The organism is Paralteromonas sediminis (assembly GCF_003820355.1).
Lineage (GTDB): Bacteria > Pseudomonadota > Gammaproteobacteria > Enterobacterales > Alteromonadaceae > Alteromonas_F > Alteromonas_F sediminis.
The window spans coordinates 86,986-106,578 of record NZ_RPOK01000002.1 but is presented as its reverse complement, the minus strand read 5'-3'; the positions used below and the strand labels follow the sequence as shown (position 1 = coordinate 106,578).

At 45.2% G+C, this 19,593-nt stretch carries 17 protein-coding genes; 14 read left to right on the top strand and 3 right to left on the bottom strand.

Features of this window, described 5'->3' with window-relative positions:
- The first annotated feature begins 77 nt into the window (after positions 1-77).
- The 14 genes from dgcN to DRW07_RS05665 all read left to right on the top strand — a co-directional run bounded on the left by dgcN (position 78) and on the right by DRW07_RS05665 (position 15,860).
- The gene (dgcN, locus tag DRW07_RS05730) at positions 78-1,076 is read left to right on the top strand and encodes an N-acetyltransferase DgcN (protein ID WP_124026949.1); all 999 of its coding nucleotides are present in this window, start codon (positions 78-80) and stop codon (positions 1,074-1,076) included.
- The gene (dgcA, locus tag DRW07_RS05725; protein WP_124026948.1) at positions 1,073-2,113 is read left to right on the top strand and encodes an N-acetyl-D-Glu racemase DgcA; all 1,041 of its coding nucleotides are present in this window, start codon (positions 1,073-1,075) and stop codon (positions 2,111-2,113) included. The genes dgcN and dgcA overlap by 4 nt, the downstream gene beginning before the upstream one ends.
- A gap of 79 nt (positions 2,114-2,192) precedes the next feature.
- A complete protein-coding gene (locus DRW07_RS05720) occupies positions 2,193-2,636 on the top strand; it encodes a hypothetical protein (protein ID WP_124026947.1) in 444 nt (147 codons plus the stop codon).
- 192 nt (positions 2,637-2,828) lie between these two features.
- Positions 2,829-3,485: a hypothetical protein gene (locus tag DRW07_RS05715; protein WP_124026946.1), complete on the top strand. Its 657-nt coding sequence runs from the start codon at positions 2,829-2,831 to the stop codon at positions 3,483-3,485.
- A 418-nt stretch (positions 3,486-3,903) separates the two neighbouring features.
- Positions 3,904-6,504 (top strand): TonB-dependent receptor, encoded by a 2,601-nt coding sequence (locus DRW07_RS05710; RefSeq protein ID WP_124026945.1) that lies wholly within the window; start codon positions 3,904-3,906, stop codon positions 6,502-6,504.
- A gap of 281 nt (positions 6,505-6,785) precedes the next feature.
- Positions 6,786-9,575 (top strand): monovalent cation/H+ antiporter subunit A, encoded by a 2,790-nt coding sequence (locus tag DRW07_RS05705; protein WP_124026944.1) that lies wholly within the window; start codon positions 6,786-6,788, stop codon positions 9,573-9,575.
- Positions 9,575-9,940, top strand: a complete 366-nt coding sequence (locus tag DRW07_RS05700) for a Na+/H+ antiporter subunit C (RefSeq protein WP_124027550.1) — start codon at positions 9,575-9,577, stop codon at positions 9,938-9,940. The genes DRW07_RS05705 and DRW07_RS05700 overlap by 1 nt, the downstream gene beginning before the upstream one ends.
- Positions 9,937-11,463 carry a monovalent cation/H+ antiporter subunit D gene (locus DRW07_RS05695; protein WP_124026943.1) on the top strand — a complete coding sequence of 509 codons (1,527 nt, stop codon included), beginning with the start codon at positions 9,937-9,939 and terminating at the stop codon, positions 11,461-11,463. The genes DRW07_RS05700 and DRW07_RS05695 overlap by 4 nt, the downstream gene beginning before the upstream one ends.
- A complete protein-coding gene (locus DRW07_RS05690) occupies positions 11,460-11,960 on the top strand; it encodes a Na+/H+ antiporter subunit E (protein ID WP_124026942.1) in 501 nt (166 codons plus the stop codon). The genes DRW07_RS05695 and DRW07_RS05690 overlap by 4 nt, the downstream gene beginning before the upstream one ends.
- Complete coding sequence (locus DRW07_RS05685) at positions 11,954-12,223, top strand: K+/H+ antiporter subunit F (RefSeq protein WP_124026941.1); 270 nt, start codon at positions 11,954-11,956, stop codon at positions 12,221-12,223. The genes DRW07_RS05690 and DRW07_RS05685 overlap by 7 nt, the downstream gene beginning before the upstream one ends.
- Before the next feature lie 22 nt (positions 12,224-12,245).
- Positions 12,246-12,623: a Na+/H+ antiporter subunit G gene (locus DRW07_RS05680; RefSeq protein WP_124026940.1), complete on the top strand. Its 378-nt coding sequence runs from the start codon at positions 12,246-12,248 to the stop codon at positions 12,621-12,623.
- A 219-nt stretch (positions 12,624-12,842) separates the two neighbouring features.
- Entirely contained in the window at positions 12,843-13,541 is a 699-nt protein-coding gene (locus DRW07_RS05675) for a DUF6445 family protein (RefSeq protein ID WP_124026939.1), read from the top strand.
- 38 nt (positions 13,542-13,579) lie between these two features.
- Positions 13,580-14,284, top strand: a complete 705-nt coding sequence (locus tag DRW07_RS05670; protein ID WP_124026938.1) for a SapC family protein — start codon at positions 13,580-13,582, stop codon at positions 14,282-14,284.
- A gap of 10 nt (positions 14,285-14,294) precedes the next feature.
- The gene (locus DRW07_RS05665; protein WP_124026937.1) at positions 14,295-15,860 is read left to right on the top strand and encodes a tryptophan halogenase family protein; all 1,566 of its coding nucleotides are present in this window, start codon (positions 14,295-14,297) and stop codon (positions 15,858-15,860) included.
- Here the strand turns inward: DRW07_RS05665 and DRW07_RS05660 are convergent.
- From DRW07_RS05660 to DRW07_RS05650, 3 genes are all read right to left on the bottom strand, one after another.
- On the bottom strand, positions 15,857-17,389 hold the full coding sequence (locus DRW07_RS05660) for a tryptophan halogenase family protein (RefSeq protein ID WP_124026936.1): 1,533 nt from the start codon (positions 17,387-17,389) through the stop codon (positions 15,857-15,859). The two genes, DRW07_RS05665 and DRW07_RS05660, sit on opposite strands and share 4 nt — an antisense overlap.
- A 100-nt stretch (positions 17,390-17,489) precedes the next feature.
- Positions 17,490-18,524 carry an ABC transporter substrate-binding protein gene (locus tag DRW07_RS05655; protein ID WP_165870416.1) on the bottom strand — a complete coding sequence of 345 codons (1,035 nt, stop codon included), beginning with the start codon at positions 18,522-18,524 and terminating at the stop codon, positions 17,490-17,492.
- Between the two features lie 217 nt (positions 18,525-18,741).
- Entirely contained in the window at positions 18,742-19,539 is a 798-nt protein-coding gene (locus DRW07_RS05650; RefSeq protein ID WP_165870415.1) for a substrate-binding periplasmic protein, read from the bottom strand.
- Between the last annotated feature and the right edge of the window lie 54 nt (positions 19,540-19,593).

Sequence of the window (19,593 nt, the reverse complement as noted above, 5' to 3'; positions counted from 1 at the left end):
CTCACAATCATCATCAGTGCCAAATCTGGCTGCTCGCTTTATGATGATAATATTGCAACCATAACTTCACTATTGGTATGAATATTAGAACTCCTTATTTACTTTTTATTGGTGACGCCAGTGACCCACTTAGTATAAAAATGGCCAAAAGTGCTGCTGACTGGAGCCCCGAGAAATGTGTGGGCGAACTTGCCATGCCGGGTTGCTCAGTCTCAACGGGTTTACCACGGCTCAGTATTGAAGATGCCGTAGAAAGAGGCGCTAAAAGTCTCGTATTGGGTTTTGCTAACAGCGGCGGCACTATTGATGAAAAGTGGTTACCCACCATCCTTCATGCACTGAATCTGGGTATGGATATTGTTAGTGGCCTCCACGACAAGCTGGAAGAGTTTTCGCCTCTCAAAGAGGCGGCAAGCAGACTACAGCGTCAGTTGATCAATATTCGCCATCCCAAAGAAAAATTTCGCACGGCGAATGGAGTTAAACGCACGGGAAAGCGACTATTAACTGTGGGTACAGACTGCTCTGTAGGGAAAATGTATACGTCTCTTAGTCTAACAAAAGCACTTCGAGATAACGGCGTCGATGCGACATTCAGAGCTACGGGGCAGTGTGGCATTTTAGTCTCTGGTTCAGGCATAGCAATAGATTGCGTTGTTGCAGATTTTATATCCGGTGCTGCAGAATCGTTATCGCCCAATGCTCCCGCTTCGCACTGGGATATTATTGAAGGTCAAGGCTCGCTTTCTCATCCTGCGTTTGCGGGTGTCAGTCTGGGTTTACTGCACGGTTCGCAACCCGACGCATTAGTCGTATGTCATGCACTAAATCGCACGCACATGCGAGGCCTTCCTCATCAAGCATTTCCTACTTTACAGGACACTATAGCGATGAACGAAATGCAGGCCAGGCTAACTAATCCGAGTGCTAAGGTGATTGGTGTTTCGCTAAACTCTTCTTCCGTGAGTGAAGAAGAGGCCTTGTCGGTTTGTGCAGCAATCAGTCGAGAAACAGGCCTGCCCTGTATAGACCCTATGCGTCATGAACTCACCCCTATTTTGGAGGCGCTGGTATGAAGTGCTCAATGTTAGTCACGCAAGAGTCTTTTCCACTCGCGAAAGTGTTCCGAATCTCAAGGGGCGCTAAAACGGCAGCACATGTTGTTGTTGTTGCTATAACAGATGGCACGCATTGGGGTTGGGGGGAAGCTGTGCCCTATAATCGCTACGGTGAATCAATCGAGAGCGTTATGGCTCAGTTGAAAGCTTTCAAAGCAAGCGATGCGCTCACTGACATCACACATTCACGCATTAGCGAAGCATTGCCACCAGGTTCCGCGCGTAATGCCTTGGACTGCGCCTTGTGGGATCTTGAGTGTAAAAGACAACGAAAAAGCATCAATGAACTCGTTAGCATTCCTGCCATATCGCATAGTATAACGGCACAGACACTCAGTGTTGATACGCCTGAGGCTATGCAAAAAGAGGCGCGTTTACTGCAAAACGCTGACTTAATAAAAATTAAGTTGGATGCAGACTCTGTATTAGAAAAAATGCAGCTTATTCATGCTGCATGTCCCACTAGCCGCTTTATTATTGATGCCAATGAAGGGTGGTCATTTGAACTACTTTTGCGGATCGTAGATGCATTGGCAGAAATGAATGTTGTGTTGATAGAACAACCACTTCCTGCCGATCAGGATGACCAGCTCAAAGGGTTTAACTCTCCCGTTCCCTTATGTGCAGATGAGTCTTGTCATACGGCATCAGACATACCACGACTAAAAGACAGTTTCGATTACGTGAACATCAAGCTGGATAAAACCGGAGGGTTATCTGAAGCCCTGGCCCTGCTCAACGCAGCGAAACAAGCAAAAATGGGCATTATGGTTGGCTGTATGGTCGGCACCTCCTTGGCTATGGCTCCCGCTTACTCACTGTGCAAGGATGCCGATTTTGTCGATTTGGATGGCCCGTTGTTAGTGGCGCAAGACAGAATAAATGGCTTCAAATTTGACAACGGCATCATGCATTCTCACAGCGCTATTATGTGGGGCACAGCGGACAATACTGCACAGCAAGACATTAAAAAAGTGTTTGCCGATTTCTCCTAAGGCTGTAATGGGTTGAGCACTTTACTTGTCTCATTATTGTTGCTACATGTAGGAGCAGGATTGCTGTAAAGTGAGAATAATGAAGATATTTGATAATCCTGATGCCATGCTAAAAAGCAAGTTTGGACAATATCAAATTGCGGTGTTAGGTAATATAGTGGCTGTGTCTGCTGAAGGCACTGCCAGTAAAAGTGCAATTGCCCGCTACAGTCAGGATATGATTGACGTAATAACCAGCTTTAATGGTGAGAGATGGGCGTTCTTAGGCCTTCTTCATGGCTCTGCACTGCTCACCAACGATGCTGAAGTCGAGTTGCAAAAATCGATTGAATGGCGCGCCAAGCACGGTATGGCAATGGGCGCATTAGTCACCGGCGAAACGACAGTTGAGTCAATGGTGAAAATGCAATTTGAGCGCATATATAAAAACGCGGAGGTTCAGCTGGGTATATTCGGCTGTGAAGAAAGTGCACTAAGCTGGCTGTCTGAGAAAGGGTTTTCACCCACCGTCAATTCTGATTAGGTAACATTTTTACAAAACTTTGTAGTGCGTTCATTTCTCTCATGTCTACAGCAAAAAGAGACATGTCCCGTTACAAAGCAACCGTCCAAGGTTTCATCAAGAAGTAACTAAGTCATTGACTAACAAGTCTCATCTGCTTAACGTGTTGTTCCGTAGCCTGTTGCTAGTTAATTAGAAGGATATAGCACCTATATGGAGCAATCAGAAAACGAGCTTCATCAGCAAACTGTTAAGGTGATACACAAGAAGCCCCCTATCAACTGGCGAGCGGTGTTTGCCGAATCTGCGTTTGTGGGTGCGAGTATTATTTTTGCCTTCGCGTTACAAGACTGGGATGAAGAAAAAGACATTGAGGAGCGAACGTTAATTGCATTGTGTAATGTAAAGTCGGAATTAGCATTTAATAGGGTATTGCTTAAAAGTGAATACATGCCCCGTCAGAGGGGGCTGCTCGCCCTCACTAATGCGTCGATGACGCAACTGAACGGCCAACCCGACGCATCACTGCCAAAAACCGACTTTAAGAGTATGCTCGTTCAGGAATCACTTCGCTATTCAGCCTGGACACTAGCCGGTGAGTCTGGCTACCTACTTCACGCCAATTTTCAATTGGCAACGGAAATCGGCGCCCTATTCGACTTTCAACGAGACACATATGCCACGACTATGATCAGAGTCAGTGAATCCGTAGCAAATTATGAAGCAGCCAGTGGCAGTACAGATTTATCACATTATTCATCCATTGCAACATCCGTCAGTGAATGGAGTGCACAAACTCACTATTTGCAGGAAAAATATGAGACGCTGTTCTCTCGCGAGGACTTCATTGAACTCAATTGTGAAGCCTAAATGCCCTCCTCTTTAACCGGTATGAAAGTGTGAATTTTCCGCCACTCTTTGCTGCCCAAAAATGTATTTTCAAGAAAAAATCAAAAATTATTGAACTAAATTACCGTTCAAATTGTCGCCAAATCGCCTTTTTTCTTTAAAAAAATGATCCAAATCGATAAACACAGCAACCCATTGTTTTTTATATACAAAATGAACACGCCCTTCTAAAGAAACATCAACAAAAAACATTTATTAACAATATTGCAGCCGTGATTGTTTAAAAAATGAGAAAAAAAATGTAGCAAAAATGTAATTTTGAGTGTAGTGTTTGCATTAATCGTGTGACAACGCTGTCATGTTATTTGACAACGCTGTCAGCGTTTTCAGCAAGAAGTGACTTAAACGTAAACATCATAATTCAAGCAAGGGGAATTCTGTGTTAACAAGAAATTTCAAAAAGAGTTTACTAGCCGTAAACATCAGCTTAGCAGTAGGTGCAAGCTTTTCAAGCGTAGCGGTAGCTCAAGATTCAGGCGCACAAGCGAAAGAAAATGTAGAAGTTATTGAGGTACGTGGTATTCGTCGTTCTCTTGAAGCTTCTTTGAACGAAAAACGTTTTTCAAATGCAGTTGTCGATGCGGTATCTGCTGAAGACGTGGGTAAGTTCCCAGACAGTGACGTAGGTGAGGCACTAGGCCGTATTTCTGGTATTGCCGTGAACCGTCAGTTTGGTCAGGGTCAGCAAGTGTCTATCCGTGGTGCATCTGCACAGCTAACACGCACATTGCTGAACGGTCACACTGTTGCATCAACTGGCTGGTATGATCAGCAAGATATCGATCGTAGCTTTAACTACACCCTACTTCCACCTGAAATCGTTGGCGGCATTGAAGTATACAAATCTTCACAGGCAAATATTGTTGAAGGCGGTATTGGCGGAACGGTTATTGTTAAAACCCGTAAGCCGCTTGACCTAGACGCGAACACTTTCTTCGGTGGCGTAAAGGCTGACTACGGTTCCATATCAAAAGAAACGGACCCAGATGTTTCAGGTTTGTACAGCTGGAAAAACGAAGACGAAACCTTTGGTGCGCTTATCGCCGGTGCCTACGCAGAAACTAACTACCAGCGTAACGGCATCGAATCACTAGTAGGCTGGGGTGACATCGTTCCCACAACGTTCCTACAAGAGCGTGAGCGTACTGCTATTAACGCAGCATTCCAATTCCGTCCTTCTGATGAGTGGGAATTCGGACTGAATGTAATCAGCCTAGAATTGGCTGCTGATAACACTAACACCTCTTTGTTCGTAATGTTCCCTGATGACAAAGATGCTGCTTGTGAGCAACGTAATGTTGATGGCACTTGTGTTTTCTACAGACGTCCTGGTACGGGTGCCAACCCAGGTTGGGCACAAACTTGGGCACGTCAGGGCACCATGTCTTCTGACACTGTCGACTTTGATTTCAAATATGTAGGCGACAGCTTTGAAGCTGAAGGTCGCCTAGGCCATACCAAGTCTGACGGTGGTACTGATATCACTGCAAACTATGGTTTCTGGTTAGGTACACCAGCTGACTACGCTGGTACCTATGATGCAACAGGTAAAGTTATTCAGATTGACGCAGCGAATAAATCATTCGATGCTTCTGACTTCCAGGGTCAGCTTTCATCTGCTGGTTGGGCACTGAAGAAACAGCCTAACAGTGATGAAGAAACCTATGCACAAGTCGATTTCAACTTCCCTGTAGATTTTGGTGCAATTACCGCAATCAAAACAGGGGTTCGCTGGGCTGACCATGAAGTAGTGCAAGAAAACTTCACCACGAACACCGTTGCTTCTATTGCAGCTTATGATGCAAGCCGTTATTACTCTGGAACCATTTCTTCCGGTGCGGGATACACCTTACCTAAGCCCATCATTGGTACTATGCTAGCTGACGGTTTTGCTGCGATTCAAAGCTTCGACAACACGTCTGTGGGCTACAAGTCTGGCTACGGTACAATCCAGGAAGAGAACTTGGGCCTATACGTAATGGCTGACTTTGATGGTGATGGTATCCGCGGAAACTTCGGTCTTCGCTACATTTCTACTGATGCAGAATCTGACTACTATGCGTTTAATGCAAACGGCACTTATGCGAATGGATTGAGCACCGAGAAAGCAGACTACAACGAAGTGCTTCCAAGCGTAAACGTTGCGTTTGACGTAACTGAAGACATTATTGTTCGTGTATCAGCAGCACAAGTTATTTCTCGTGCCAACTATACTGATATGTTCGCTCGCTCAAGCCTTGCAGGTTATGAAGACGATGTAGATGGTAACGAAGTTATCACTACTGGTAACGTTGGCCTAGAGCCTTTCAAGGCAAGTCAGGCTGACTTGAGCATTGAATATTACTTTGACGAAGACGCGATGATCAGCGCGACTTACTTCATCAAAGACATTTCATCGTTCACTAAAGTCGACCAAATTCTGAATCAAAGCATCGGTATCACTGACCCTAATACAGGTAAAGATAATTGGACTGTTGCTACTAAAGGTACTGGTTCAGGCGGTGAAATCCGTGGTCTAGAGCTTCAATTGCAAGACGGCTTCGACAGCGGTTTTGGTTATCAGGCCAACTACACTTATGTTGATGCATCAGCACCTGCTGATAACTACCCAGACCGCATAGAGCAGTTCTCTGATTCGTCTAAACATACGATTAACCTTGTAGGTTACTATGAGACTGACAACTATAACGTTCGTTTAGCTTATAACTGGCGTTCTGAGTACATGATCCGTGAACTTCCTGGTTTCTACGGCAACCGTGAGCACGACGATTATGGCACATTGGACTTAACCGCTAAGTACTCTATTACTGACAACATTGATATCACTTTTGAAGGTGTTAACCTAACTGAAGAAGATAGCATCCAGATTGGTGTTGCAACAGGAGACGCAGAAGTTAAGCCTGAGTTGCGCAATGGCTATCCAGCATGGAGCTTTGAAGGTGAAGCACGCTACAGAGTTGGTGTTCAATACCGCTTCTAAGGCCTGACTAGCCAAACAGAATTAAAAAGCCAACGGCCTTGCCGTTGGCTTTTTTTATATTTATTAACGTCAATTGGAATGACCACACTTCCTTCCTTAAGCCATGTGCATTATTCACCCACCAGTAAACTTATGTAAGTATAGGGTTTAATCAGATGGATGAAGTATTCAGCCTCTGCTTTAATAACACTTGCCCGTCTGGCAGTATATGGTAGATATTACCTGATCAGTTCATTAATCTTTACGTATTATTATTATAAAAAACGGAGCAAAGCCCCTTCATGAGCCTCTTTTGGATATCAGTCATTATGATGCTCGGTGTGATAGTACCGGTTTTGACAGAGCGATATGGTCGCACCGTCAACACGCTGTTTACTATGCTCGCACCCGCCATCGCCCTTGCCTACATAGGCTCTTTGATACCCGCTGTTTTGGCTGGCGAGGTAATCACAGAAACGTTTGAATGGATACCGGCTGCCGGGCTCGTCTTATCAATGCGATTAGACGGACTAGCGCTCATGTTCGCCCTATTGATTCTGGGTATTGGGTTATTGATCATTTTTTATGCCAGATACTATCTATCTGCTTCGGAAGCGGCTGGGCGGTTCTACGCCTATTTAATTCTCTTTATGACAGCGATGTTGTCCATTGTACTGGCTAATAATGTCCTGCAGCTCTGGATGGCGTGGGAAGTTACCAGTATTAGTTCATTTTTGCTTATCAGCTTTTGGTCAGCAAAAACGGAATCCCGTAAAGGCGCGCGAATGGCCCTGACTGTAACAGGTGCAGGCGGTCTGGCACTGTTAGCCGGCCTACTGTTAATCGGTGATATTGTCGGGTCTTACAATTTGGAAGTGATCCTAGCCAGCGGTGACTTAATTAGAGAACACATGCTCTACCCGGTTGTGCTTATTTTGGTTTTACTGGGTGCTTTTACCAAGTCTGCTCAATTTCCATTCCATTTCTGGCTCCCTCACGCCATGGCCGCCCCGACCCCGGTCAGTGCTTACCTGCATTCTGCGACTATGGTAAAAGCGGGTATATTTTTACTGGCGCGTTTCTATCCGGTGCTCAACGGAACGGATATGTGGTTCCTTATCGTGACGATGGCAGGTCTTGTTACCCTTGTATTGGGTGCCTATGTAGCACTTTTTAAACACGACTTAAAAGGATTGCTGGCCTATTCCACGGTAAGTCACTTGGGCTTAATCGTGCTGCTTCTGGGTTTGGATACACAACTTGCTGCCGTAGCCGCATTGTTTCACATCATGAATCACGCTGTTTTTAAAGCCTCATTATTTATGGCTGCCGGGATTATTGATCATGAAACCGGCACACGGGATATGCGGCAGCTGAGCGGCCTGTGGCGTTTTATGCCACATACGGCGACACTGGCGATGGTGGCGGCGGCCTCTATGGCTGGTGTACCTTTGCTTAATGGCTTTTTGTCAAAAGAAATGTTTTTTGCTGAATCAATCAATCAGGAAACCCTTGGCTTTCTGTCGTGGATGGTGCCTGTACTGGCCACTCTCGCGGGTATATTTGCAGTAGCCTATTCACTGCGCTTTATTCATGATGTGTTCTTTAATGGCGAACCGGAGGGCCTCCCTAAAAGCCCGCATGAGCCACCACGATTTATGAAAATCCCTGTAGAAATACTCATTGCCTTGTGTTTAATTGTTGGCATGTTCCCAGCTTTCGTAGTGGGTGATTTACTGGCTTCTGCTTCAACAGCTGTATTACGGACAGAACTCCCCTATTACAGCTTATCCATTTGGCACGGTTTTAATATTCCTTTGCTGATGAGTATTATCGCCATTGTTGGTGGTATTGTGGTCTACGCGGTTCGCAGGCACCTGTTCAGATTTCAGGCCCAATTCGCTGAGTCTGACGCAAAGCTAGTATTCGAAGGTATGGTTCAGTGGCTTGTTAATGCAGCTACCCGTGTTGATGAAGCGCTAAGCAATGGCTCATTACAACGCTATGTCGCTGCGTTACTCACCTTTGCCATTTTATTAACAGCGGTTCCATTACTAAACCACAACGTGACATTAACACACCCCGACAATCAACCCGTGACTTTTGTAGAGGTTGTTGCCGCGGTCTTGCTCTGTTTAAGTGCCATTGCCACTGTGATTTACCATAGAAAACGGGCTCTAGCACTTGTCACCCTATCAGTGGTCGGACTGATTGTGTCTGTAGCTTTTGCGCGCTTTTCTGCTCCCGATCTGGCATTAACACAACTCGCCGTGGAAGTGGCAGCAGTTATTCTGCTTATTCTTGCGTTGTACTTCTTGCCAAAGAATACCCGCACAGAATCATCGCCCAGTAGGGTAGCTCGCGACATTGGCATAGCTGCTGCTATCGGCGGTATTGTTGCGACCATAAATTATGCGTTTATCACACAGCCACTAGACAGTATTTCAGACTTTTACCTTGCAAATAGTAAAACTGGAGGTGGTGGTACCAATGCAGTCAATGTCATTCTGGTTGATTTTAGGGGCTTAGATACACTGGGCGAGATCCTTGTGTTGGGTATAGCGGCGTTGGGTATCTTTAAACTGCTTGCAGATATCAAATTGTCCATGATTTCGGCTAATGAACGTGGCTTACCCTGGTCTGAGGATAAACACCCTCCTATCTTAGTAATGATTTCGCAGAGCTTATTGCCCCTCGCTCTATTGGTCTCTTTTTACATTTTTCTTCGCGGACACAACATGCCAGGTGGTGGCTTTATTGCCGGATTAATTACCAGTATCGCCCTAATACAGCAATACATTGCTCACGGTGTAGACTGGATTAAACCACGCTTAACCATTAACTATCAGTCGTTAATTGCCTGGGGGGTACTCATAGCCGCTTTTACGGGTATAGCTAGCTGGGCATTTGGCGTGCCCTTTATGACAACATGGTTTGACTATTTTGATATTCCTTTGATAGGAGAAATCGAGTTGGCAAGTGCATTAGTATTTGACTTGGGCGTTTACCTAACGGTAGTAGGCGCAACGCTGTTAATTTTAGCAAATCTGGGTAAGCTCACCTCAGTGCACCGCCCAACAGCGGAGGAATGATGGAAACCTTATATGTAGTTTGTGTTGGTGTGATTACCGCTTGCGGCGTCTTTTTGTGTTTGCGCGGGCGTACCTTTTCTATAGTGGTAGGGTTAACCATGTTGTCTTATGCCGTCAATTTATTTCTGTTTTCCAGTGGCCGCTTGCACCTAGACGGTGCTGCTGTACTTGGTACGTCAGAGCAATACGCGGATCCTTTACCTCAAGCCCTAGTGCTCACTGCCATTGTAATTGGTTTTGCTATGATTGCCTTTGTTGTCATTCTTGCCATGCGCGGAAGGGCTGATTTGGGTAATGATCTGGTCGATGGCCGCGAACCTCCTGATACTAAAAAGCTGGTAAACTCAAGTAGAGGTAAAGTATGACTATGCATTTGTCTATTTTACCCATCTTGATCCCTATGGTGGGGGGGTTGTTGATGTTACTCCCTCCGTTCATCGGTGCAGAGCGTTATAATGCGCGAAGAGCAGCCACTACAGTAATCACCCTGGCGCATTTGTTTACCAGTATTTGGTTGGTTTACACCATAGTAAACCAAGGTCCCATGATGTATGCCGTAGGAGATTGGCAACCGCCCTTTGGTATTATCCTTTATGCAGACCTGCTCTCTGCCATGTTGGTATTACTAACTAGCGTTTTAGCGCTGGGCATATCATTGTATTCCTTTGCCGGGACAGATCGCGAGGGGCGATATTTTCATCCTTTAGTTCAATTCCAGATTGTTGGAATTTGTGGTGCGTTTTTAACCAACGATTTGTTTAACCTGTTTGTTTTTTTTGAAGTCCTGCTAATTGCTTCGTACGCGTTGATGATCCACGGAGGCGGTAAACAGCGGACCGCTGCGAATGTGCATTATGTGATCCTGAATTTAATAGGTTCCAGTGTGTTTCTGATTTCACTGGGTACACTATACGGTACTACTGGCACATTAAATATTGCACACATGTCGCTGCGCGTGGCTGAATTGTCTGACAGTCAGGCGCTAATTGCACAAGCAGGTGCATCGTTGTTGCTTATTGTGTTTGGACTAAAGTCGGCAATGCTGCCATTGCATTTCTGGCTGCCACGTACATACGCGGCAGCGACGGCCCCGGTAGCCGCCCTGTTTGCCATCATGACCAAAGTCGGGGTGTATTGTATCTTCCGCGTTTATACTATCATTTTCGGTGATAATGCAGGAGAACTGGCTAATCTCATTGATAGCCTGATATGGCCTTTGGCGATACTGACATTGATAGTAGGTACCATTGGCGCCCTAGCTAGCCCTAGCTTACGCACCTTGGCAGGTAACTTGGTGGTAGTGTCGGTTGGCACACTATTACTCGCGTTTGCTATTAGGACGCCAGAAGCAACGGCAGCGGGTTTGTTATATCTGGTCCACAGCACTCTCATTACTGGTGCACTGTTCCTTATTGCAGAGATGTTAGGCCAGCAACGCGGCAAAGCCCTTGATCGCTTTGTCGTCGCGCGAAAGTTGCATCAACCTGCTCTCCTGGGGGCGCTGTTTTTTATTGCTGCCCTGTCAGTTGCCGGCCTTCCTCCCTTTTCTGGCTTTTTGGGCAAACTAGTTATAATGCAATCAGTAACGCTGAATCAGGACAAAATATGGGTGTGGTCGTTGGTGTTAATATCGAGTTTATTAACTATAGTGGCATTATCCAGAGCCGGTACTACGCTTTTCTGGCGTCATGCGCCCAATAGCGGTATTGACGGTGAGGGTGCGGTTTCCAGGTGGCAAATCAGTGGCGTAGTATTATTATTGGCAGCATCTGTTAGTTTGGTTATTTTTGGGGCAGCAATGCTAGAGTACACGACAAATGCTGCCACACAGCTCCACAACCTGAATGGTCTGCTCAACATAATGAATCTAACCGGAGGTGGTCAATGAGTATGCTCGCTCGCCTTGTTCCCATGCCTCTTCATAGCTTTATGCTGCTGATAGTGTGGTTGATGATAAATGCCTCGCTCAGCGTTGGTCATATTCTGCTGGGTACTCTCTTAGGAATTATCATCCCTTTGCTGTGTGCCCCACTAAAAGTCCCACAACCTTCGATTAAAAAGCCGCTAAAGGTCGTCTCTTATGTGCTCTTAGTAATAAAGGACATTATTGTCGCCAATATCGAAGTGGCTAAGCTAGTTTTAGGGCCCATGAACAAAATCAATCCTGGTTTTATCGCTGTTCCACTTGATTTAAAGGATAATTTTCCAATTACCGTACTAGCCAGCACAGTGACCATGACACCAGGTACAGTCAGTGCCGAAGTCACGAAAGACAAAGCCTGGTTGTATGTTCATGTGCTCAATATGCCTCTCGATGAGCAAGAACTGGTCGATGTCATAAAGCAACGTTATGAGTCACGGATTAAGGAAATTTTTGCATGCTAGATATTGCCATTATATTTGTCGCTATTTCGCTGTGCATTGCCTTGGTCCTTAATCTGTGGCGGCTGCTAGTGGGCCCTCACATTGTTGACCGCATCCTTGCACTCGACACTATGTATATCAACAGTATCGCATTGATCCTTTTGCACGGTATGTACAACAGAACAAGCCTGTACTTTGAAGCCGCCCTGCTTATTGCCATGCTAGGATTTGTGAGTAGTGTTGCGTTTGCAAAGTATCTTCTTCGCGGCGACATAATCGAATAACGCAACAGGATTGGGAAGTAGGATGAGTTTTACTGTCGAGTTAATTATTTCTGTTTTACTGGTGATTGGCAGCGTATTTGTGCTGATTGGCTCCATTGGTCTGTTGCGCCTGCAAGACCTCTATGTAAGGTTACATGCCCCTACCAAGGCCACCACTGTTGGGCTGGGCAGTATCCTCGTTGCCTCTATGATATACATGACCTTTGTTCAAGGTTTTTTCAGTATCAATGAACTACTTATTACATTGTTCCTAGTAATCACTGCACCTGTAACAGCACATATTTTGGCCAAAGCGGCCATGCATAACAAAGTAAAAGCCCTAGAGCGCACAAAAAATATGGATTTGATGCGCACAGCGAGGGAGCAATTACCCCCTGAAAAAAACCAGGATGTTAAATAGAAAAGGGGCAATATGCCCCTTTTTTCATCAGGTCATCGTTCTCCTAACGGTCAATTACCGGAAATAACAACACAACCTTTATGATTGCCCTCTCACTGGATAAAATGCTGCATTTTTGTTAACCTTTTCGGCTTATTGACAACGCTGTCTGGCAACCATCTCATGCTGTAAAGACGACACGTTTTCATACCATACTTTGATTGCTTTTAGGATATCTCGTTGCAACCGCTTCAATTGAACCCAAATCGCAAAACCACCGTTATTCCCGTACAGGAAGAGAGCGCACACCTACTCGTGGTGGATAACCTTCTCGTCAATCCTGAGGAAATCGTATTATTTGCGCGCAATACAGCCTATATGCAACCTGCAATTAATGATGGCACGGCCTACCCTGGTATCAGAGACAGGGTGCCAACAGCCTATGAAAAGATGATGCAGGCATTAGTGTCCGACTTGGCATTGGTCTCAGATGACCAAACCTTATCGATTCATCGCTGTATGTTGTCCATGGTCACTACGCCCCCCGACCAACTGGCGAGCACACAGAAAATTCCGCATATTGACTCTATCGATCCTTACGAATTTGCGAGTGTGCACTATTTATTTGACGCGGACTATGGCGGTACCAATATTTACCGGCACAAACAATCACAAAAAGTGTGTATCGATGAAGCTGGCTTTGGTATCTTTCAGTCTTCTCTGGAAGATGTCAGAGCAAATCCTGACGAATTTTCAGGCTACATTGGGGACAGCAATCGTCTATTCGAATGTGTACATCATATTGAAGCTAAATTTAACCGATTGGTGATTTACAAAGGCAACATGTTGCACAGCCCCTGTATTAAGCCTAACTTTGGCTTTAGTGACGACGTCACTAAAGGTAGATTATCCGTGGCTTCATTTTTTCGTATCGATTAAGTGAACACGGACGCAACTTATTTGAACTGAGAATATATATGGCAAAAGTAGTACCCCTTAGTAAAGAAAAGCACAGTGACATCAAATTAGTCGAATCACGTGACTTTTCGCGCTTTAAACAATCTCACCTTATCCCTGTTATCCCACAGGATATTCCCAGATTATCATCGGAATTTCCCATTGTTTTTGTTAAGGATTCAGATACTGGACAGTTTGTAGCGGTTGCCTTGATGGGATTGCAAGAAGGCAAAAACCTTTATTGCCAAGATACGACCTGGGAGGCACAGGTGGTACCGAGTAGTTTTACATTAGCCCCACTTACTGTTGCCAGGACAGAAGACAACGCTGATAACTTAGTTATTTGTATTGATGAAGAGAGCGAGTTAGTGAGCCAAGACCAAGGCGAGCCTCTCTTTGACGACAAAGGCGAACAAACTGAGTATCTGCAAAATCGCATAAAGTCGGTGGTATTTGTTACAGAGCAGATGCAAAACATGAAGGTTATCACAGAGTATTTTGCGAAAAAGAAACTCTTGGTGAGTAAGCAGTTAACCGTGCAACATGGAAAAGGCAAGTCGCCCGTGAAAATCGATGGTGTTTACACATTAGATGAAGAAGCGTTAAACAATTTGCCTGACGACGAATTTAGTGAAATTCGCAAAAAAGGATTATTACCTCTCGTCTACGCACATCTACTCTCGCTTGGTCAGATTTCACGATTGACAACGAAGCAATTTAAGTAGATATAGCACAATGACGTCACAGATCCACCCTTTCAGACATCTGGTTATTGTTGGCGGTGGCACTGCTGGCTGGATGGCTGCTAGTTTGTTCCAGCATGCCTGGGCTCGCTTTGGTGTGGAAATCACAGTTGTTGAGTCTGAAAAAATAGGGATTATCGGTGTAGGGGAAGGCTCTACGCCTTCCCTTAGACATTTTTTTCGCACATTAGGCATTGCAGAAACTGAGTGGATGGCACAGTGTCATGCAACTTATAAGTGCGGTATCCACTTTCCCAACTGGAGTAGCCATCTGTCACAGAATGCCTACTTTCATCCGTTTTATTCCGAGCTAGACTGGAAATCAGGAAGCGCATTTATCTATAACGCTAATTTGCGTCGCAAGGGCTACGATGTAGAAGCTCATCCCGACTATTTTTGGTTACAAACGAAGCTTGCTCAGGGAAAACGCAGCCCAGTTAGCAAGCAAGCAAGCGGCAAGGAGCTGGATTACGGCTATCATTTTGACTCAGCGAAACTAGGCGCTTATTTAAAATGTAGAGCCATAAAGCTGGGCATTAGACACATAAATGACACGGTTGTTGCCGTTAAGAGGGCGAAAGAGGGACATGTCACCCAAATCCAACTGGCGCGTACCGGTGCCTTGTGTGGTGACATGTATTTAGACTGCACGGGTTTTCAGGGTTTACTGATCCGCCAGGCACTTAATGCGGATTACGTAGATTTTTCTTCTCAGCTGCTCAATGATAAGGCTATTGCTATCCCCTCCTCGGTCCCGTTAAAAGATAAGGTAGCTTCCCAAACAACCTCCACAGCAATGAGTAACGGATGGGCATGGTCTATCCCATTATCCAATCGCGTTGGAAATGGTTACGTGTACAGCTCCCAACATATCAGCGATGATTCTGCTGAAGCCGAACTAAGGCGACACATCGGTAGTAACGTGTCCCAAGGCGAAGCTCGTTTGATAAACATGCAACTGGGTAGAGTTGAGCAGCATTGGTATCACAATGTTCTGGCCGTTGGACTTTCACAGGGTTTCATCGAGCCACTGGAAGCCACCGCAATTAGCTGTATTCAATACACAATAGAACGGTTCATCGATATTGTGGACGAAGCACGTACTTCAGGAAAGGAAATTGCTTCAACGCACCTTCAAGATAAATACAATGCTGATATCAATAGGATTTTTGACGCAGTAAAAGACTATATTACCGCTCACTATCGCCTCAATACACGAACAGACAGTCAGTACTGGATAGACAACCGCGAGAACCAAGACCACTCGTCAACATTACAAGCTTTACTCTCAGGTTGGGATGATCCTGATACGCATTTTGAAAAGCTGGTACATGATTTGGACGCGCAAACTATGTATCTTGCGCCGAGCTGGTACTGCTTATTTGCGGGTAAAGGCCGCTTCCCCAGGACACTGCGTTCTGTGCCTCTAGACACAAACTATGCGAATGCTATCGACGCCTCAAAATACTGTCAGCACCAAAGCACGTTTTTTAACGATCATAAAAAGCAACTGCTCAAGACCTACGGCCAGCACTACCCTGAGCCGGTTACCTTTTAAACGTTTTGTAATCCGTACTGTTTGATTTTTTCAATCAGCGCCCTGTGTGCTGGCAACTGCTCGACTAAGTGCTTTGCGTAGGCTTTTTGTTTGCTTAGTGCCTGCTTCACCTTATGGTTTTCTTCATCTGACAATAACGGGGGCGCTGTTGGATAATGCATACCGTACAATACATACAAATAATTATCTAAATCGAATACTTCAAACTTAGAGAAAAAGTCTTCTGCACAGGGCTGATAATCAGTCCACAATGCTAAACGCTGCTTGAGAGACTCAGGTACCGTTTCTTCTTTGCGGTTATCAGTCCAGAATGCGGAATCAGCTCGGTCAGACAAATAGTAATGCAGTTTAATAAAATCGATGGTCCTGTCCCATGCATATCCTACAGTTTTATTAAATCGCTCGGATAAATTCGCTAACTGAGAGGTATCTGAAGGGAAACGCTCAGCCAAGAAGTTAGCAGCAAAATCAGACAATAATATTGACGTGGCTTCAAGTGGCTCAACAAAGCCCATCGCAAGCCCTAGTGCAACACAGTTTTTGTGCCAAAAGGACTGTCTATAACCAATTTTCATTGGAATGTGCCGAACGTTGAGGTCCATTAGCGAGCGACCAAGATAACGAGACAGCTTTTCCCTTGCCTCTTCGTCTGACATGTACTTACTAGCGTAAACGAAGCCCACACCACGACGTTCTGTCAAGGCAATGTCCCAAATCCACCCCGCTTGATGCGCAGTAGCAACGGTATAAGGTGGGATCACAGCATCTTTATCGGTGGGTACTTGAACGGCCAGTGCTTTATCAATTAAAAGAGTGTCTGATTTATCGACAAAAGGCACATTCATCGCTTCGCCAAGCAGCAGGGCATTGAAACCGCTACAGTCTACATAAAAGTCATAAGTGAGCACGCCTTTCTGGGCAGTTTGCAGACTCTCAATTGAGCCATTGTCAGCCAAAACGACGTCATCAACATTGGCTAATACATGCCCGACACCATATTTTTGTTGCGCATTTTCAGCCAAAAGTGCAGCAAACTTTGCAGCATTTAAATGATAGGCATAACCGGTTACCCCCTCGTACTCGGGCGTGGTAATGGTCTTAGGAGCCAACATCGCTTCGCATACTTGATTCTGATGTCCCACCGCGTCGGCGTAAGCACCTGCATAATGCCCGTTTAACCAGAAAGGCGTTGCATCTACGCCATGGCTGTTGGGGCGATCAAACAAGTGATGATAGTAATTTCCCTCACCATGTTTGCTTCTGTCTAGCCAGTTAACAAATTTTATTGACTGCTTGAAGGTGACATCACAACGGCGAATAAACTCAGTTTCTGATATGCCAAATTGTCTGAGCGTATTGCGGATGTTAGGTACTGTGCCTTCACCGACGCCAATGGGAGGGACGTCAGGTGATTCAATGACATCAACTTGCACCTCCGGCCGGTTACACAATGTCCTGCCTAAATGATTAGCGGCCAGCCAACCCGCTGTGCCCGCGCCAACAATGGCCACCCTGACAATAGATGTCATACTTGATTCCAAAATAAAACTGATTACCCCATTTATATGACAAAAATAGTATCATCTGAGAATGCAAAATACAGCGTCAGATTTTAGTTGTCTGGTTAATTCATTCAGCGGGATCTGATAAGGGCAGCCTGAACTGGTAATCCTGATGTTGGTCATTGTAAAACAATGAATATTGACGGAAATCTACGTTTTTCCATGCCTGACGTTCAAGTAAAGGCGCGATTTCCTGAAGGTTTCCGGCGTGCATTAATTGAAGATTAAGAATGGGGTTGTCACTATTGATATCCCTTGGCATCACTCCTTTTATATGGTCATAAACCATCACCATGGCCCATGCACCTAACATAAAATGGCCGCCAATACTGGCTGATATGCGATTAGCTTGGATGGCGTCAACGATCTCTGGGATCCAATCAAACCCACCAATACAAAAGCGTTGTCCAGTGCGCTTTAGGGGTTCTATTGCGTCTGCAACACCCAGCGCCATCCAATCTGAAGCTGACCAAATGACGCTGGTCTTTGGGTATCGGCTTAATAAGGTACGAACTTGTTTTTGCGCCAATTCGCGTTGCCATTTTGCGTTAACCACCTGGTGCAGTTCGTAGAGGTTGGTGCGGTTTACGGCTTCAACTAAGCCTGCATGCCGCTGCAAGGCCTCTTGACCATGGAGACCATTTACCCCCACAATTCCCCATCTATCGGTTCGTGCTTCTTGTTCACACGCTTTCAGTAAATACCGGCTCAGTGTTTCGCTGGCAGAAACATTGTCAAACGTCAGCTCTGCAATCCAGTTTTTATATATTTCGCCCGGCTTACCAACCTCTTCTGTTTCGTGATTGAGTAGTAGATGCTCTAAACTGATGACTTTGACGGTTGGATACTTGTCTAACAACTCAAACAATGCCTTTCCCGAGCCCGCATATACTTGCACCAGCATGTAATCTGGCTGCTCTTTTGCTAAGTACTGCTCTAACTCTTGTTGCTGGTAAATCCGATGGGCTTCACCATAAATGACGGTAAGATCAAAACCTAGGTTTTCAGCCGCCATACGGATAAAGAGTTCGACGCGACTAAAAAAGGGATCATCGGGTGTGGACGGCGAAACAAACATAACAGAGGTAGCATGACTAGCCATACTACAGGTCACTAGAACCAAGGTTAATGCAGCGTTCCTTACTACCTGAACTCCCTGTTTAATCTTATTAACCAACCTCGGCTTAACTGTTGAAAACGTATCAAAATTAAGCATAAAACCGTCGATAGAAAATAAAAATTACGCTTTATCGTATTAAGTGACTACAGCGCTCTTCATTAAGTAATATCGGGTTTAGACTTTTTAGTCAATTTTATAGTCAATTATCCGGGCTGTGTGGGTGAAGAATAGCCTGAAGCTTACCTGTTTCTTGCCACGCATTAATATATGCATCAAGCTTCTCCATTAATGCTTGATGTTGCATCGCTTTTGAAAATCCTAGGTGATACGACCCCTGATACACAGGCTTGGCATTGGGTTGTATCATATCATTCCAACCTTTTTGCCGGAGTAAGGTTTTGCCTGAGCCCAGTTTAAAACAAATTAGGTCGACTCTACCGCGCATTAACATACCAAATAACTGATCTTCAGTACCTGACAACCGCAGTAGTGTTAATGGCGCCCCTTGTTCAACAAACTCGTGCATTTTGCTGTCCGAAAGATAGCCTTCAACCACCCCTATATTAAATTCGCTCAGGTCACTAAGGGTTTCCCACTCAAACCCATTTGGGAACGCTTCTTTTGAATAAAACAGTGCCAGCTGATATTCAACCAGTGCAGCAGAAAAGTCCAAGTAGGTAGCGCGTTCTTGGGTATATGCCACCATTGTAACCCCATCAACTGAGCCTTCTTGCAAACTTCTTAATACTCTTTTCCAAGGCATTAACTGAAATGAAGCCTGATAGTCAGGCAATTCATCAAACAGTTGCCTCACGAGGTCAACAGCCGTTCCACCGAAGGGCTTTTCGTTTCCGATTTCACCCAGCACATAAGGTGGATAGGGGCTATCAGCGAATACTACTTGTTGCTGTGCATGGGCGCTAAACCCGCTGATCAAAACCGGGAGTGTCAATACAAGGGTGCAAAATAGTCTAAGAAGCTGGCTTAAAGATTTCAAAACACACTCCATCTCTGTTCCTATAAATCTAATCTGGATTTGTATAAGCTGCAA